The 16,293-nt window shown below is 71.4% G+C and carries 10 protein-coding genes and 1 pseudogene; 5 read left to right on the forward strand and 6 right to left on the reverse strand.

From position 1 onward, the window contains the following. The first annotated feature begins 25 nt into the window (after window positions 1-25). From SGFS_RS19600 to SGFS_RS19615, 4 genes are read left to right on the forward strand one after another with little or no spacing between them, the layout of a single operon-like run. Window positions 26-1,522, forward strand: a complete 1,497-nt coding sequence (locus SGFS_RS19600) for an ABC transporter substrate-binding protein (RefSeq protein ID WP_286252004.1) — start codon at window positions 26-28, stop codon at window positions 1,520-1,522. After that, the gene (locus SGFS_RS19605) at window positions 1,519-3,303 is read left to right on the forward strand and encodes an ABC transporter permease subunit (RefSeq protein ID WP_286252005.1); all 1,785 of its coding nucleotides are present in this window, start codon (window positions 1,519-1,521) and stop codon (window positions 3,301-3,303) included. Before SGFS_RS19600 ends, SGFS_RS19605 begins: the two co-directional genes overlap by 4 nt. After that, the gene (locus SGFS_RS19610; protein ID WP_286252006.1) at window positions 3,293-4,318 is read left to right on the forward strand and encodes an ABC transporter ATP-binding protein; all 1,026 of its coding nucleotides are present in this window, start codon (window positions 3,293-3,295) and stop codon (window positions 4,316-4,318) included. The genes SGFS_RS19605 and SGFS_RS19610 overlap by 11 nt, the downstream gene beginning before the upstream one ends. Further along, entirely contained in the window at window positions 4,315-5,010 is a 696-nt protein-coding gene (locus SGFS_RS19615; protein WP_286252007.1) for an ATP-binding cassette domain-containing protein, read from the forward strand. The genes SGFS_RS19610 and SGFS_RS19615 overlap by 4 nt, the downstream gene beginning before the upstream one ends. Here SGFS_RS19615 and SGFS_RS19620 read toward each other — a convergent pair. After that, on the reverse strand, window positions 4,997-5,581 hold the full coding sequence (locus tag SGFS_RS19620) for a TetR/AcrR family transcriptional regulator (protein ID WP_286252008.1): 585 nt from the start codon (window positions 5,579-5,581) through the stop codon (window positions 4,997-4,999). The genes SGFS_RS19615 and SGFS_RS19620 overlap by 14 nt on opposite strands. A gap of 96 nt (window positions 5,582-5,677) precedes the next feature. Here SGFS_RS19620 and SGFS_RS19625 point away from each other — a divergent pair, with 96 nt between their 5' ends. Continuing rightward, the gene (locus tag SGFS_RS19625) at window positions 5,678-7,219 is read left to right on the forward strand and encodes an MFS transporter (protein WP_286252010.1); all 1,542 of its coding nucleotides are present in this window, start codon (window positions 5,678-5,680) and stop codon (window positions 7,217-7,219) included. 152 nt (window positions 7,220-7,371) lie between these two features. Here the strand turns inward: SGFS_RS19625 and serA are convergent, their stop codons facing one another. The 5 genes and pseudogenes from serA to SGFS_RS19650 form a co-directional block, all read right to left on the reverse strand. Beyond that, on the reverse strand, window positions 7,372-8,961 hold the full coding sequence (gene serA / locus SGFS_RS19630; RefSeq protein ID WP_286252014.1) for a phosphoglycerate dehydrogenase: 1,590 nt from the start codon (window positions 8,959-8,961) through the stop codon (window positions 7,372-7,374). Between the two features lie 256 nt (window positions 8,962-9,217). Next, on the reverse strand, window positions 9,218-10,219 hold the full coding sequence (gene ilvC, locus SGFS_RS19635) for a ketol-acid reductoisomerase (protein WP_286252015.1): 1,002 nt from the start codon (window positions 10,217-10,219) through the stop codon (window positions 9,218-9,220). Between the two features lie 129 nt (window positions 10,220-10,348). Further along, complete coding sequence (ilvN, locus tag SGFS_RS19640; RefSeq protein ID WP_286252017.1) at window positions 10,349-10,876, reverse strand: acetolactate synthase small subunit; 528 nt, start codon at window positions 10,874-10,876, stop codon at window positions 10,349-10,351. A gap of 20 nt (window positions 10,877-10,896) precedes the next feature. Further along, the gene (locus tag SGFS_RS19645) at window positions 10,897-12,744 is read right to left on the reverse strand and encodes an acetolactate synthase large subunit (protein ID WP_286252018.1); all 1,848 of its coding nucleotides are present in this window, start codon (window positions 12,742-12,744) and stop codon (window positions 10,897-10,899) included. A 247-nt stretch (window positions 12,745-12,991) separates the two neighbouring features. Then, window positions 12,992-16,070, reverse strand: a pseudogene (locus SGFS_RS19650) (putative bifunctional diguanylate cyclase/phosphodiesterase). Window positions 16,071-16,293: the final 223 nt, after the last annotated feature.

Below are 16,293 nucleotides of genomic sequence, written 5' to 3' on the forward strand. Positions count from 1 at the left end.
ACCACGCCTTTACCCGGAGTGTCCCGTGCGCGTCCCCGCCCGTCTTGTCTCCCTGACCGCGGTCACCGCGGCCTCCGCCCTGCTCACGGGCTGTTTCTCGGCGACGGGATCCGATGACGCCGACGGGGCGGGCGCCGACGGCAAGCGCATACGCCTCGCGATGATGCAGCCGCCGCGCTCGGGGCTGTCGCCGCTCTCCGACGACGCGTTCAAGCTCTCCCGCTGGTCGACCGCCGAGACCCTGGTGAAGCTGAACGCCGAGGGCGACGCGCGGCCCGCCCTCGCCACCGAGTGGGAGCGGTCCGGGAAGAGCTGGACGTTCACGATCCGGGACGGCGTCACCTTCCACGACGGTACGAAGCTCACCGGCGAGGCCGTCGTCAACTCCCTCACCGAGGCCGCCGGCGCCTCCCCCAAGCCCCGCATCCTCGACGGCGTCGACCTCTCCGCGAAGGCCGACGGCAACACCGTCACCGTCACCACCGCCGCCGAGGACCCGCTGGTCCCGCAGCGCCTCAGCTCGCCGCAGCTGTCGATCCTGGCGGCGAAGGCGTACCAGGGGAAGACGGTGAACCCGGTCGGCGCGGGCACCGGCCCGTTCGAGCTGACCAAGGTAGACGGCACCTCCTCCGCCTCCCTCGACCGGTACGACGACTACTGGGGCGGCAGGGCCAAGGCCCCCGGCATCGATGTGCGGTTCGTGCCGGACGGCACCGCCCGCGCGGCCTCCCTGCGCAGCGGCGAGGCCGACATCGTCGAGGCGGTCCCCGTGTCTCAGGCCGCCGTGCTCGACCAGGACCTGATCACCGAGGTCCCGATGCCGCGCACCAACACCCTCTACCTGAACACCGAGAAGGGCGTCTTCAAGGACGCCTCGCAGCGCGCCGCCGCCCGCGAGGCCGTCGACGCGAAGTCGATCGTCAAGGGCGTCTACGAGGGGCGCGCCGATGTGGCGCAGGGGCTGCTGGGCCCCGCCCTCCCCTGGGCCGCCGAGCTGCGCTCTCCTGTGAAGCACACCAAGGCGGGCAAGCCCTCCGGCAAGACCGTCACCATCGGTACGTTCACGGACCGCGCCGAGCTGCCCGAGGTCGCCGCCACGCTCCAGCAGCAGCTCCAGAAGGCCGGGTTCAAGGTGAAGCTCGACGTGCGCGAGTACGCCAACATCGAGTCCGACGCGCTGGCGGGCGAGTTCGACGCGTTCATCCTGTCCCGGGCGACCGTCCTCGACTCCGGCGACCCGGCCGCGTACCTGTACAGCGACTTCGCCTCCGACGGCTCCTTCAACATCTCCCAGCTCGCCGACAACACCGTCGACGCGGCCCTGGACAAGGCCTCCGACGCGGCCGCCGGTGACGCCCGCCGCAAGGCGGTCATCGAGGCCGAGGCCGCCGTCCTCGCCACCGACGCGGCGGTGCCGATGCTCCACGAGCGCGTGATCCAGGGCGACGCGGCCGGCGTCGTGGACGCGGCCCACGACCCGCGCGAGCGGGAGCTGGTCACTGCGGACACCTACGTCAAGTGAGGTCAGCAGCGAGGAAGTCGGTCAGCCCGGCCGGGCTGACCCGCTTCGTCTGTCTCGTCGCCGTCCTCGCCGCCGTGGGCCTCCTCCCCTGGCTCTCCGGCCGCGACCCCGCGCTGACCGTGCTGCGCGCCCGGTCCGCCGAGCAGGAGGCGACACCCGAGGCGCTGGCCGCGATCCGCGAGGACCTCGGCCTGGACTCCGGTCCGCTCTCCCTGCTGGGGAACTGGGCCTCGGGTCTGCTGCGCGGCGACCTCGGCACCTCCTGGGTCTCGGGCACCGACGTGCTCCCCTCCGTGGTCTCGGGCCTCCAGGTCTCCCTCGGCCTGATGGGCGCGGCCTTCGCCGTCGCCGTGCTGCTGGCCTGCGCCCTGGTCGCGCCCGTGCTCGTACGGGGCCGGGGTTCGACCGGCGCGTTCGCCGCGATGCTGGCCGCCGTACCGGAGTTCCTGCTGGCCACACTGGCATTGCTGGTGTGCGGGGTGTGGCTGGGCCTGCTGCCGACCTCCGGCTGGGCGGGCCCCGCGTACATGGTGCTGCCCGCGATCGCCCTCGGCGTCCCGGCCGGCGGTCTCCTCGGCCGCCTGGTCGCGGACGCGCTGCCCGCCGTACTGGACGAGCGGTGGGTGGAGCTGTGGCGCGGTGCCGGGGTGGGCCGGGCCCGGGTCTCGGCGGCCGCCCTGCGCCGCGTACTGCCGCCCCTCGTCCCGCAGTTCGGCATGGCCGCCGTGGGCCTGACCGGCGGTGCGGTCGCCGTGGAGACGGTGTTCGCGGTGCCCGGCATCGGCCGTACGGCACTGGGCGCGGCCAAGTCCCAGGACCTCCCCCTCCTCCAGGGCTCGGTGCTGGCCCTCCTCGCGCTGGGCCTGGTCGCGGGCGCCCTGTCCGCACTCGCCCGGCGCCGGCTCCTCGGCCCGGCCCTGCGTGACGCCGGCCTGACGCTCCCGGCGGCCCGCCCGGTCCGCACGCACCCGGCGGTACCGCTGACCCTCGCCGTGCTCCTCCTGGTCACCATCGGCTGGGGCCTGCTGCGTGACCCGTACACGGTGGACACGACCGCCCGGCTGCTGCCGCCGTCCTGGGCACACCCGCTCGGCACCGACGGGCTGGGCCGGGACGTACTGGCCCGCCTCGGCCACGGCGCCGCCTCGACCGTGGGCACGGCGGCGGCGGTCTGCGCCCTGAGCCTGCTGGTCTCCTTGGCGCTGGGCTTCCTGCCGGGTGTGGCCGCGGGTGCGGCGGACATCGCCAACGCCCTGCCGCCGGTGATCGTCGGCATCCTGGTCGCCGCGGCGGCGGGCCCGGGCACGGGCGGCGCGGCCCTCGCCGTGGCACTGATCTCCTGGCCCCCGCTGGCCGCGCATGCGGCGGCCCTGGTCCAGGAGGTCCGCGCCTCCACCTTCCTCACCGCCCAACGGGCCATCGGCGCCAGCCCGTCATGGATCCTGACCCGGCACGTCCTGCCCTCGGTCGCCGCCCCGGTCACCCGCCACGCGATCCTCCGCCTCCCCGGCATCGCCCTCGCCCTCGCCTCCCTGGGCTTCCTCGGCCTGGGCGCCCAACCACCCACCCCCGAGTGGGGGTTGCTGCTGGACGAGTCCCGCGCGTACGTGGAACGGGCCCCCTGGGCGGCCCTTGCCCCGGCGGTCGCCCTGGCCCTGCTTGCGGGGCTGGCCGTGTCGGGGGCGGCGTACGCGCAAGGGCGTACGGGAGGTACGGGACGCGCCCGACGGCGGGTGCGGACGGCGGCAACGACGAAGAAGGAGACCTCTGTTGGCGCCTGACGTGTCCGACGCCCTGCTCTCCGTCCGTGATCTGCGGGTCGCCTTCGACTCGGTGGAGGTCGTACGCGGGCTGTCCTTCGACGTCCGTCCGCGCGAGGTGCTCGCCCTCGTCGGCGAGTCGGGCGCGGGCAAGTCCCTGACGGCCCGGGCGCTGCTGGGCATGCTGCCCCGGGGCGCGACGCCGAACGGGAGCGTACGGCTACGGGAAGAGACGGGGTCGTACGCCGAACTCGTGGGCGCCGCCCGCCCGGCCCTGGCCGCCCTGCGCGGCCACCGGGTCTCGCTCGTCCCGCAGGACGCCCTCTCCGCACTCTCCCCCGTGCACCGCGTGGGCGACCAGCTCGCCGCCGCCGTACGGTCGGTCACGGGCGTCTCGCGCCGGGAGGCCCGCGCCCGGGCGGTCGCCGCGCTGGACCGGGTGGGCATCGCCGACGCCGTACGGAAGGCGCGGGCGTATCCGCACGAGTTCTCCGGGGGGATGCGGCAGCGGGCGGTGATCGCCATGGCGACGGTCAACGAACCCGATCTGGTCGTCGCCGACGAACCGACGACCGCGCTGGACGCCGAGTTGCAGGAGCAGGTGCTGCGGGTGCTCGGCGAGCAGCGCGAGGCGGTCGGGGCGGCGCTGGTGCTGGTCACGCACGACCTCGGGGTGGTCCGGGAGCACGCCGACCGGGTGCTGGTCATGTACGCCGGACGCCAGGTCGAGCAGGGCCCGGCGGAGGCGGTGCTGGGCCGGCCGCGGGCGCCGTACACGGCGGGGTTGCTGGCGTCGCTGCCGCCCGAGGAGCCCGGTGGCTCCCGTCGGCTGCCGTCCATCCCCGGCGCCCCGCCGACCCCCGACGCCCTGCCGCCCGGCTGCGCCTTCGCACCCCGCTGTCCGCTGGCGGACGACCGCTGCCACGCCGCGGAACCCACACCGTGGGCGCCCGCCGAGGGCCACGAGGTCTCCTGCCATCGCTGGGACGAAGTGCCGTATCCCGCGACCGAGTTGTTCCTGGAGCAGCCCGTATGAACCGGCCCCACGCCCTGCTCGACGTGCGCGACCTCGTCGTCCGCTACGGCCCGGTCACCGCCGTCGACCACGTCTCCTTCGCCCTGGACGCGGGCGAGACCCTCGCCCTGAACGGGCCGTCCGGCTGCGGCAAGTCCTCCACGGTCGCCGCCGTACTGCAACTGCGCCGCCCGGAGGGCGGCCAAGTCCTCTTCGAGGGGCGGGAGTTGACGACACTGACCGAGCGCGAACTCCGCCCCCTCCGCCCCCGTATGCAGCCGGTCTTCCAGGACCCGTACGGCTCGCTCAGCCCCCGCCACCGCATCCGTGACGCGGTGGCGGAACCCCTGCGCGTCCAGGGCCGCTGGGACGCGACGGCCGGTCCCGCCCGGGTCGCCGAACTCCTCGACCGGGTCGGCCTCGACCCGGCGTACGGCGACCGCCTCCCGCACGAGCTGTCCGGCGGTCAGTGCCAACGCGCCGGAATCGCGCGGGCGTTGATCTCCGAGCCCCGGCTCCTCGTCCTCGACGAGCCGGTGTCGGCCCTCGACCCGTCCGTCCGGGCCGGTGTCCTCAACCTGCTCGCCGACCTCCAGGACGAGCTGGGCCTCGCCTACCTGTTCATCTGCCACGACCGCGCGGTCGTACGCCACTTCGCGGACCGCGCGATCGAGATGCGGGACGGGCGCGTCACCGAGGTCACGCGCGCGTAGCTCCCTTGATCACCTGACGCAGCCCCGCGGCGAGTTCGTCCGCCTCGGGCGCGTTCGCCGGGTCGAAGTTCCACTGCGCGATGAGCCCCGTCATCAGGGTCACATAGAACTTGCCCAGGGTGTCCAGGGTCTCGTCCGGGACGTCCTCCTCCTTGATACCGGCGAACAGCGCGACCAGGGCGCGCGCGGCGTCCTGCTGCTGCGCCGCCAGGTGATCGCGCACCGCGGGCAACTGGTCGCCCATCGCCACGATCTCGATACTGAGGTGCCACATCGAGCCGGGCCCCCGCATCGTGTCGATGATGTTCGCCCACACCTCCTGGAAGCGCTCGACCGAGCCGGGCTCGGCATCGCTCCTGGCGCCTTCGTCGCCGTCGAAGGCGTCCGAGAGGTCACCGACCAGCGCCAGGTACGCCTCCGCCAGCAACGCGTCCTTCGAGCCGTAGTGGTAGCCGATCGACGCCAGGTTCGTCCCCGACTCCTTGACGAGGTCACGCGCCGTCGTGCGCGCGAAGCCCTTGGCCAGCAGGCAGCGCTTGGCGCCTTCCAGCAGATCCTCACGATGTCCCATGCGGCAAGCGTACCGCCGATCCATACAGACGTCCCAGACAATCGTTTTATACGCTCGTACTAGACAGCCGTTTAAGACGCTCGTACAGTCCTCGGCATGACGAACCCGACGCACGTTCCCCCGGCCGGACGACGGGCCGGCCGCCATGAATGGACCGCCCTGGCCGTCCTGATGCTTCCGCTGCTGCTGGTCTCGATGGACGTCTCCGTCCTCTACTTCGCGATCCCGGCGATCAGCGCTGATCTGGAGCCGAGCGGCACCCAGCAGCTGTGGATCTTCGACATCTACGCATTCGTGCTGGCCGGACTGCTGATGACGATGGGCTCGCTCGGCGACCGCATCGGCCGCCGCCGGCTGCTGATGTTCGGCGCGGCGGCCTTCGGCGCGGCCTCACTGGCGGCGGCGTACGCGAGCAGCGCCGAGATGCTCATCGCGGCGCGCGCGGTGCTCGGCATCGGCGGCGCGACACTCATGCCGTCGACGATGGCGCTGGTCCGCACGATGTTCACCGACCCGGGCCAGCGGGCGAAGGCGATCGGCATCTGGTCCGGGGTGATGACGGGAGGCATCGCGCTCGGCTCGGTGCTCAGCGGCGTACTCGTCGAGTTCTTCTGGTGGGGCTCGGTCTTCCTGGTGAACCTGCCCGCGATGGCCCTGCTTCTGCTTCTCGGCCCGGTACTGCTCCCCGAGTCCAAGAGCGAGGCCGCGGGCCGCTTCGACCTGCTGAGCGTGCCGCTGTCGCTGGCCGCCGTGCTGCCGGTCGTCTACGGCCTGAAGGAGATCCCGTCGGAGGGCTGGCACGTGCGGTACGTGGTGTCGGTGACGGTGGGTCTGCTGTTCGCGGCCCTCTTCGTCCACCGCCAGCGCACCACGGCCTCACCTCTCATCCCGCCCGCGCTGTTCCGGAGCCACGGCTTCACGCCCGCGGTCGTACTGAACCTCCTCGCGGCCTTCGGAATGATGGGCTCGGCGTTCTTCACCACGCAGTACATCCAGTCGGTCCTCGACAAGAGCGCGCTGGAGGCCTCGCTGTGGGCCCTGCTGCCGTCGGTGCTCATCGGGATCGCTGCGCCGGTCACGACCCAGCTGGTCCAGCGGGGGGTGAACCGGGCGTACGTGGTCTGCGGCGGCTTCGTGACCGCCGCCGGGGGTTACGGGCTGCTGGCCGCCGCCGGTACGGACTCGCTGTGGCTGGTGCTGGCCGGGGCGGGGGTGCTCGCCTCCGGGATCGTGACGGTGATGTCCCAGATGACGGACCTGGCGCTGGGCGCGGCGCCGGTCGAGAAGGCCGGCACGGCGTCGTCCCTCCTCGAAACCGGCCAGGAGTTCGGCGGCGCCCTGAGCATGGCCCTCCTCGGCTCCATCGGCACCGCGATCTACCACCACGAGATCCCCTCCTCGGCCCCCGCCCCGGCCCGCGAAACCCTGGGCGGAGCGCTGGCGGTGGCGGAACACCTGCCGGGCCCGGCGGGCACTTCCCTCGCGGCGACCGCCCGGGAGGCGTTCACGACCGGAATGCAGGGCGCTGCGATCGCGGGGGCCGCAGTGCTGCTGGGGGCAGCGGGACTGGCGGTGGGAGCACTGCGGGCGGCCCGGCCCCGGCCTGCGGCTGCCGCCCCCAGCCCGTCCGGCGTTTGAGGACAAGGCCGCGAAAAGACGGGGCTGCGCCCCTGTCCTTTCAGGCCCGCACGGGCCGTTGCTCTAAACGACTGAGGCCCGGTCACCGCTTCAAACGACTGAGGCCCGGCCGCCCAAGCGACCGAGCCTCAGCCAACACACACAAACCAACCTCAGGCGAGGTTCACCGAACGCGCGGACGTCGCGCCGATCTCCTCGGCGACCTCCGTCAGCACCGGCTGCGGCACCGTGTCATCCACGGTGAGCACCGCAAGGGCCTCCCCACCCGCGGCGGACCGAGCGACCTGCATACCGGCGATGTTGATCCCCGCCTCACCGAAGATCCGCCCGACCGTGCCGACGACACCGGGACGGTCCACGTAGCGGAAGACGACCATGTGGTCGGCAAGCGCCAGGTCCACGTCGTACTCCCCGACCGCCACGATCTTCTGGTGGTGCTTCGGCCCGGCGAGCGTGCCGGACACCGACACCTCCTCACCACTGCCGAGGGTGCCTCGCACGGTGACGACATTGCGGTGGTCCGGCGACTCCGAGCTGGTCGTCAGCCGCACCTCCACACCCCGCTCCTGCGCGAACAGCGGAGCGTTCACGTACGACACCGTCTCGTCGACGACGTCCTCGAAGACACCCTTCAGCGCCGACAGCTCCAGCACCTTCACATCGTGCTGCGTGATCTCGCCGTACACCTCGACGTCGAGACGGACCGCGACCTCACCGGCCAGCGCGGTGAAGATACGGCCGAGGTGCTCGGCGAGCGGCAGACCCGGCTTGACGTCCTCGGCGATGACACCGCCCTGGACGTTCACCGCGTCCGGCACCAGCTCACCGGCGAGGGCGAGACGCACGGACCGCGCCACCGCGATGCCCGCCTTCTCCTGGGCCTCGTCGGTCGAGGCGCCGAGGTGCGGGGTGCAGACGACCTCGTCCAGCTCGAACAGCGGCGAGTCGGTGCAGGGCTCCTTGGCGTACACGTCCAGGCCCGCGCCCGCGACGCGTCCCTCCTTGAGCGCCGAGTACAGCGCGGCCTCGTCGACGATCCCGCCACGCGCGGCGTTGACGATGCGCACCGACGGCTTGACCTTGCGCAGCGCCTCGTCGCCGATGAGGCCGACCGTCTCGGGGGTCTTCGGCAGGTGGACGGTGATGAAGTCGGAGACCTCGAGCAGCTCGTCCAGCGACAGGACCTTGACGCCCATCTGCGCGGCCCGGGCGGGCTGCACGTAGGGGTCGTAGGCGACGACCTTCATGCCGAACGCGGACATGCGCTGGGCCACCAGGGCACCGATGCGGCCGAGGCCGACGACACCGAGGGTCTTCTCGGCCAGCTCCACGCCCGTGTACTTGCTGCGCTTCCACTCGCCGTTCTTCAGCGCCGTGTTCGCCTGCGGGATGTGGCGGGCGGTGGCGAGCAGCAGGCCGCAGGCCAGCTCGGCGGCGGTCACGATGTTCGAGGTGGGGGCGTTGACGACCATCACGCCGGCCTTGGTGGCGGCGGAGACGTCCACGTTGTCCAGGCCGACGCCGGCTCGCGCGACGACCTTCAGCTTCTTGGCGGCGGCGATCGCCTCGGCGTCGACCTTGGTCGCCGAGCGGATCAGGATCGCGTCGACGTCGGCGATCGCCGGGAGCAGTTCGGCTCGGTCCGCTCCGTTGACGTTCCGGATCTCGAAGTCCGGGCCCAGCGCGTCGACGGTGGCGGGCGACAGCTCTTCAGCGATCAGTACGACTGGTTTCGCGCTCACGTGAGTCCTCACAAGTCCAATGCTGCGGACGGCCGTCCCGACGGCCGCAGGCGGTGGAGGGGAGTGACACCCGGAATTCCCCGGTGTCGCTTGGCCGCGTGGAAGACGCACGACGCTGTGGGCCTGACGCGTATGTAGTGCAGCAGTGTAGTGGCGCCGGGGGCGTCGCCTCACGCCACTGCGGAAGGATCACCCGGACGTGAAACAAGGCCGGCCGTGGCACCGGGTGAACCCCGCCACGGCCGACCTCAAGAGGTCACGCCTCGTCGTCGTTGACCCACGACATCAGCTTGCGCAGCTCCTTGCCGGTGGTCTCCAGCAGGTGCTCCGAGTCCTGGGTCTTGTACTCGTTGTACTTCTTCAGACCGCCGTGGTACTCGTCCATCCACTGCTGGGCGAACGTGCCGTCCTGGATCTCGGCGAGGACCTTCTTCATCTCGGCCTTGGTGGCGTCCGTGATGATGCGGGGGCCGGTGACGTAGTCGCCCCACTCGGCGGTCTCGGAGATCGACCAGCGCATCTTCTCCAGGCCGCCCTCGTACATGAGGTCGACGATCAGCTTCAGCTCGTGCAGGCACTCGAAGTACGCGATCTCCGGCTGGTAGCCCGCCTCGGTCAGCGTCTCGAAACCGGCCTTGACCAGCGCGGCCGTACCACCACAGAGGACGGCCTGCTCACCGAACAGGTCGGTCTCGGTCTCCTCGGTGAAGGTCGTCTTGATGACGCCGGCACGGGTGCCGCCGATGCCCTTGGCGTACGACAGGGCGAGCGCGAAGGCGTTGCCCGTGGCGTCCTGCTCGACGGCGGCGATGCAGGGAACGCCGCGGCCCTCCTCGTACTGGCGGCGGACCAGGTGGCCCGGGCCCTTGGGGGCGACCATGCAGACGTCGACGCCGGCCGGGGGCTTGATGAAGCCGAAGCGGATGTTCAGGCCGTGGCCGAAGAACAGCGCGTCGCCGTCGCTCAGGTTGTCCTTGATGTGGTCCTCGTAGACCTGGGCCTGGATCGGGTCCGGGACGAGGATCATGATGACGTCGGCCTCGGCGGCGGCCTCCGCCGGGGTCACCACGCGCAGGCCCTGCTCCTCGGCCTTCGCCTTGGACTTCGAGCCCTCGTGCAGACCGACGCGGACGTCGACACCCGAGTCGCGCAGCGACAGCGCGTGGGCGTGGCCCTGGCTGCCGTAGCCGATGACCGCGACCTTGCGGCCCTGGATGATGGACAGGTCGGCGTCAGCGTCGTAGAACAGCTCGGCCACTTTGGGTTCTCTCCTTGTGTGCAGGGTGTTGCGTCCCACCGTATGACGGCAGGGGGGCGTGAAGTTTCCGGGTCTCGGCATACGGGCGGATACGGGCGGCCGGATTCCCCCGGCCGCCCGAACGTGCCCTTACGCCGAGCGGTCCAGTGCGCGCAGCGAGCGGTCCGTGATCGAGCGGGCGCCGCGGCCGATCGCGATCGTGCCGGACTGGACCAGCTCCTTGATGCCGTACGGCTCCAGCATCTTGAGCATGGCGGACAGCTTGTCGCTGGAGCCGGTGGCCTCGATGGTGACGGCCTCCGGGGAGACGTCGACGGTCTTGGCGCGGAACAGCTGGACGATCTCGACGATCTGGGAGCGCGTCTCGTTGTCGGCGCGCACCTTCACCAGAACGAGTTCGCGCTGGACGGCGCCGCCCGGCTCCAGTTCGACGATCTTCAGGACGTTGACGAGCTTGTTGAGCTGCTTCGTCACCTGCTCCAGCGGGAGTTCCTCGATCACGTTCACCACGATGGTGATGCGGGAGATCTCGGGGTGCTCGGTGACACCGACGGCGAGCGAGTCGATGTTGAAGCCGCGCCGGGAGAACAGGGCGGTGATCCGGGCGAGGACACCGGGCTTGTTCTCGACGAGGACGGAGAGGGTGTGCTTGGACATGTGTCTGGGGTCTCTCTCGCTCAGTCGTCTTCGTTGTCGCCGAAGTCGGGGCGGACGTCCCGGGCGGCCATGATCTCGTCGTTGGAGGTGCCGGCGGCGACCATCGGCCAAACCATGGCGTCCTCGTGGACGATGAAGTCGATCACGACGGGGCGGTCGTTGATCGAGTTCGCCTCCTCGATGACCTTGTCGAGGTCGTCCGGGGACTCGCAGCGGATGGCGTAGCAGCCCATCGCCTCGGACAGCTTGACGAAGTCGGGGACGCGGGTGCCCCTGGCCTCCGGGTTGACGTCGTCGGGCCCGGAGTGCAGCACGGTGTTGGAGTAGCGCTGGTTGTAGAACAGGGTCTGCCACTGGCGGACCATCCCGAGGGCGCCGTTGTTGATGATGGCGACCTTGATCGGGATGTTGTTGAGCGCGCAGGTGGTGAGTTCCTGGTTGGTCATCTGGAAGCAGCCGTCGCCGTCGATCGCCCAGACCGTACGGTCCGGGGCGCCGGCCTTGGCTCCCATAGCGGCCGGGACCGCGTACCCCATCGTTCCGGCGCCGCCGGAGTTCAGCCAGGTCGCGGGCTTCTCGTACTGGATGTAGTGCGCGGCCCACATCTGGTGCTGGCCGACGCCCGCGGCGAAGATCGTGCCCTCGGGGGCGAGTTGGCCGATGCGCTCGATGACCTGCTGCGGGGAGAGCGAGCCGTTGTCGGGCTGCTCGTAGCCCAGCGGGTAGGTCTCGCGCCAGCGGTTGAGGTCCTTCCACCAGGCGGTGTAGTCGCCGGTCTGGCCCTCGCTGTGCTCCTTCTGCACGGCCTGGACCAGGTCGGCGATGACCTCGCGGGCGTCCCCGACGATCGGGACGTCGGCGGCGCGGTTCTTGCCGATCTCCGCCGGGTCGATGTCGGCGTGGACGATCTTGGCGTGCGGGGCGAAGCTGGAGAGCTTGCCGGTGACGCGGTCGTCGAAGCGGGCTCCGAGGGCGACGATCAGGTCGGCCTTCTGCAGCGCGGTGACGGCGGTGACCGCACCGTGCATGCCCGGCATTCCCACGTGCAGCGGGTGGCTGTCGGGGAATGCGCCGAGCGCCATCAGGGTGGTGGTGACGGGCGCTCCGGTGAGTTCGGCGAGGACCTTCAGCTCGGCGGTGGCCCTGGCCTTGATGACGCCGCCGCCGACGTACAGGACGGGCCGCTTGGCGGCGGTGATCAGCTTCGCGGCCTCGCGGATCTGCTTGGCGTGCGGCTTGGTGACGGGCCGGTAGCCGGGCAGGTCCATGGCCGGCGGCCAGGTGAAGGTGGTCTGCGCCTGGAGGATGTCCTTGGGGATGTCGACCAGGACCGGCCCCGGGCGGCCGGTGGAGGCGATGTGGAACGCCTGCGCGATCGCCCGGGGGATGTCCTCGGCCTTGGTGACCAGGAAGCTGTGCTTGGTGATCGGCATGGTGATGCCGACGATGTCCGCCTCCTGGAAGGCGTCCGTACCGATCGCCTTGGACACGACCTGCCCGGTGATCGCGACCAGCGGCACGGAGTCCATGTGCGCGTCCGCGATCGGGGTGACCAGGTTGGTGGCGCCCGGCCCGGACGTCGCCATGCACACCCCGACCTTGCCGGTGGCCTGCGCGTAACCGGTGGCCGCGTGGCCGGCGCCCTGCTCGTGGCGGACCAGCACGTGGCGCACCCGCTTGGAGTCCATCATGGGGTCGTACGCCGGCAGGATGGTGCCCCCGGGGATGCCGAACACTGTCTCGGCCCCGACCTCCTCGAGAGAGCGGATGAGGGACTGCGCACCCGTGACGTGCTCGACGGGGGTGGACTGTCCTCCGGATCGGGGCCGCGGCTGCGGATGGTGGGCCCCGGTGGCCTGCTCGGTCATCGGCATTCTCTTCTCGATGCTGAGGGTGTTTTGCGAGGTTCGTGCGGTGTGCGGCTAGCGTCTGACTGGTACCCGTGCAACAAAAAACCCCTCCTTGCCATGAGGCAAGCGAGGGGAGCGCGCCGGGTACGGTCGCTGGGGATTCCGGATCATCGTCCAGTGGGTCCCAGCTTCAGCCGACGCGCTTTCCAAGTACGAGAATTCGGGTGCGCATGGAACTGACCCTCCCCCCGGCACGCACCACGTGTCAAGCGGGTGGGACGGGAGTCTCATTATGTGAGCGAAGGGCACTTCCGCCTCCGTGGACAGCGGGCACACCACTTGTGTACACCCCCGCGCCTCTCATCGCCCGTTCACCTCCGGGGCGCCATGGTCGGCGCCGAGGCCACGACCTTGCTCAGCCCTTCGGACCTCCGTGCGCCCTCGGCCGCGAACGCGGGTTCCGCCGGTCCGTGCGGCACCGGACAGTGGCCCGTGGACAGGGCCCGGCGCAGGCGGTACTCGTCCAGCGCTCCGGAGAAGGCGGCACCCTGGCCGTGGGTGCAGCCCATCGCGCGCAGGGCGATGACCTGCTCGGGCAGGTCCACCCCGTCGGCCACGGTCCGCACCCCCAGGTCGGTGGCGATGCGCACCAGCCCGCTGGTGATCTTGTGCAGCGGCGTGGACTCCACGATCCCCTCGACGAGCCCCCGGTCCAGCTTCAGTACGTCGACGGGAAGCCGCCGCAGCGCCGTGAGGGCCACGAGGCCGCTGTCGAAGCCGTCCAGGGCGATCTGCACGCCGAGCCTGCGCAGATGCGTCAGCCGGCGCTCCAGCTCGTCCAGGGACGTGCCGGTGTCGATGTCGGACAGTTCGAGCACCAGGCACCCGGAAGGGAGTCCGTGCCGGGTCAGGAGCGTCTCCACGGAGCCGGGCAGCGAGCGGTCCAGCAGTTGGCGGGCGCTCACCCGGACGGCCACCGGTACGTTCAGGCCGTTCGCGGCGCGCCCGGCAGCCTGCTCTATGGCCTGTTCGAGCACCCAGCGGCCCAGCTCCATGGTCTTGTCGCCGTCCTCGGCGACCCGCAGGAACTCGGCGGGCGTGAACAGCACGCCCTGGGAGGAGCGCCAGCGGGCCTGGGTCGAGACCGAGGTGATCCGGCCGGTCTCCAGGGCGACCACGGGCTGGTGCAGCAGCACGAACTCGCCGTCGTGCAGCGCGGCCCGCAGCCGGGTGGCCAGCTCGGCCTTGCGTACGACGTCCTGCTGCATCTGCGGCTTGTACAGCTCGACGCGGCCCTTGCCTGAGGCCTTGGCGCGGTACATGGCGAGGTCGGCGTTGCGCAGCAGTTCACCCGCGCCGAGGCCCGGCTCGGCGAAGGAGACACCGATGGAGGCGGCCACCCGGACGTCGTTGCCGTCGATGACGTACGGCTGCGAGAGGGTGATACGGAGGCGGTCGGCGAGCTCGAAGATGCTCCGTTCGCGGGCGGCGCGGTCGCGGGAGCCGTCGCCGACGATGAGGGCCGCGAACTCGTCGCCGCCGAGGCGGGAGGCCGTGTCGCCGTACCGGACCGCGTCCTGGAGCCTGCGGGCGGCCTGGACGAGCAGCTCGTCCCCGGCCTGGTGCCCGATCGTGTCGTTGACCGCCTTGAATCCGTCGAGGTCGATGAAGAGGACGGCCGTGCCCCGGTCGGTGCTGCGGCGGCCGGAGAGGGCCTGCTGGACCCGTTTGGTGAACAGGGCGCGGTTGGGCAGGTCGGTGAGCGGGTCGTGCTCGGCGTTGTGCTGGAGCTGGGCCTGCAGGCGCACTCTCTCGGTCACGTCCCGGCTGTTGAAGATGAGGCCGCCGTGGTGCCTGTTGACCGTGGACTCCACGTTCAGCCAGCCGGCGTCGCCGGACTTGAAGCGGCACTCGATCCGGGTGGTGGGCTCCTCGCCGGGGCTGGCGGCGAGGAAGCGGCGCACCTCGTGGACGACGCAGCCGAGGTCCTCGGGGTGGATGATCGAGGCCAGCTCCTTGCCGACGAGGTCCTCCGCCGGACGGCCGTAGACGCCGGCGGCGGCCGGGCTGACGTAGCGGAGGATGCCGTTGGGTGCGGCGATCATGATGACGTCGCTGGAGCCCTGCACCAGGGAGCGGAAGTGGTTCTCCTTCTGGGCCAGCTCCTGGGTGAGGGTGATGTTGTCGAGGAGCATGATGCCCTGGCGGACCACGAGGGCGAGCACGACCGTGCAGGCGGTGATCAGCACCACCCGGTCGACGCTGCGGCCGCTCAGGACGTTGTAGAGGATGCCGAGGGTGCAGACGGCGGCGGCCAGGTAGGGAGTGAGGGCGGCCAGCGAGCCGGCGATCGGGCGGTTGGCCGGATACCGACTGTGACCTCCTCCTTGGAGGAGCACATGCACGTGTCCTGCCTGCGGTCCGTCGTGCCGCTGGCCGGGGATGTGCTCGTGCACCACGCGCGCGTGACCGCTCTCCTCGGACCGGGCTCCGTGCCGTCGGCCGGTCCAGGGGGCGTAGGCGAGGAGCAGGGAGCCCGCGAACCAGCCGGCGTCGAGGAGTTGGCCGGAGCGGTAGCTGTAGTGCAGCAGGGGCGAGGTGAACAGGGCGTCGCACATCACGGTGAGCGCGAGCGCGCCGATCGCGGTGTTCACCGCCGGGCGGTGGACCGAGGTGCGGCGGAAGTGCAGTGCGAGCACCATGCTGACCAGGGCGATGTCGAGCAGGGGGTAGGCGAGGTTGAGCGCGGTGTGCGCGACGTTCGACCCGCCGAATTTGGTGACCTGGGCGAGCGCGAGGCTCCAGGAGAGGGTGACCAGGGAGCCGCCGATCAGCCAGGAGTCCAGCATGAGGCAGACCCAGCCCGCCTTGGTGACGGGCCGCTTGGCGAGCACCAGCAGGCCGACGATCGCGGGTGGCGCGAAGCAGAGGAAGAACAGGTCGGCGTAGCTCGGGCTGGGCACGGGCCGGTCGAGGACGACCTCGTACCAGCCCCATACGCCGTTGCCCAGCGCCGCCATCATGGAGGAGAGGGCGAACAGCAGCCAGGCGGGTCGAAAGCGGCTTTGGCGGCTGCGCGCGTAGCGGAAGCAGGAGACGGCGGCGGCCGCGGCCGCGGCGGCGAGCCCGAAGTCGCCCATGACGAGGGCGACTTGCTCATCGCCCCAGCCGAGCGCGGCACCGACGGCGTAGGCCGCGCAGACCAGGGCGAGCACGAGCTGGGCCCTGAGGCCCGCACCGTCGCGGTCAAGGAGCAGTCCGCCGGGCGGCGGCGGCCCGGGGAGCGGCTTGGCGTCCCCGGGCGTCGGGTCGAGCGTGGCGGCGGGTGACGGGCGGGGGCTCACCGGAGCTCCTCGGTGAGCGCCCCTGCCGTGTCCCGCCGGTCCCGGTGCGTCGGATGCGTGTGTTCTCTGCGGCTGTTGTGCCTGCGGTGGTGCCGGCCGTGGCCACCGGGATGACTGTGGCCATCGTGACTGCCGTGAGCGCCACGGCCGCCATGACCGCCGTGATCACCCTGGCCGCCGGGACCGGAACGGCCTGCGTTACCTGCGTGACCTGCGAGGCTTC

It is taken from the genome of Streptomyces graminofaciens (genome assembly GCF_030294945.1).
Taxonomy (GTDB): Bacteria; Actinomycetota; Actinomycetes; order Streptomycetales; family Streptomycetaceae; genus Streptomyces; species Streptomyces graminofaciens.

Bases quoted from the DNA above. Each gene is read 5' to 3' on its own strand.
- SGFS_RS19615 (WP_286252007.1), top strand. From the start codon at position 4,315: ATGAACCGGCCCCACGCCCTGCTCGACGTGCGCGACCTCGTCGTCCGC.
- SGFS_RS19620 (WP_286252008.1), bottom strand. From the start codon at position 5,581: ATGGGACATCGTGAGGATCTGCTGGAAGGCGCCAAGCGCTGCCTGCTG.
- SGFS_RS19625 (WP_286252010.1), top strand. From the start codon at position 5,678: ATGACGAACCCGACGCACGTTCCCCCGGCCGGACGACGGGCCGGCCGC.
- ilvN (WP_286252017.1), bottom strand. From the start codon at position 10,876: ATGTCCAAGCACACCCTCTCCGTCCTCGTCGAGAACAAGCCCGGTGTC.
- SGFS_RS19645 (WP_286252018.1), bottom strand. From the start codon at position 12,744: ATGACCGAGCAGGCCACCGGGGCCCACCATCCGCAGCCGCGGCCCCGA.